This is a genomic window from Psychromonas sp. SP041 (assembly GCF_000470315.2).
GTDB lineage: Bacteria > Pseudomonadota > Gammaproteobacteria > Enterobacterales > Psychromonadaceae > Psychromonas.
In genome coordinates this window covers 1-576 of record NZ_CBRF02000114.1, presented here as the reverse complement: position 1 = coordinate 576, position 576 = coordinate 1, and the positions used below count along the sequence as shown (strand labels likewise).

The window sequence follows — 576 nt, the reverse complement described above, 5'->3', positions numbered from 1 at the left end:
GTGGAAATGTATAATGGTTTCGCCAAAAATCAACATACAAGAATACCACCATGCCAAGAACAATGTTAACAGATGCACTGTGGCTAAAGCTATTACAGTTAATGCAACACAGTGGAAGAATTTATAATAAACCCGAACATAGAATGACCTTTGAGGGTATCCTTTTTAGAATGCGAACCGGTTGTCCATGGCGAGACTTACCAACTGAATTTGGAAAATGGAGCGCTGTATTTCGGCGCTTTAATTTATGGTCAAAAAAAGGCATTTTACTTAATTTATTCAATTGGTTATCAAAAGATACAGATTCAGAATGGCTGTTTATTGATGGTAGTATAGTCCGTACTCATCAGCATGGAACGGGTGCTGCCACAAATGACGATGAAGCAATAGGTAAAAGCAGAGGCGGTAACTCAACAAAGATTCACTTAGCAGTGGATAGTTATGGGCTACCCGTTTGTTTTTCATTATCTGGAGGTCAAGTACACGATATTATCCATGCCGAAGAGCTGATAAATCAATCTCCTAAATCATCTTATATTGTTGCAGATAAAGGTTATGACAGTGAAAAGCTTAGAG

At 38.0% G+C, this 576-nt stretch carries 1 protein-coding gene; it reads left to right on the top strand.

Translation table 11 applies throughout. From position 1 onward, the window contains the following. Positions 1–50 precede the first annotated feature (50 nt). Positions 51–576: IS5 family transposase (locus SP041_RS20795; protein WP_137298024.1), on the top strand; the 526-nt coding region annotated here is incomplete at its 3' end.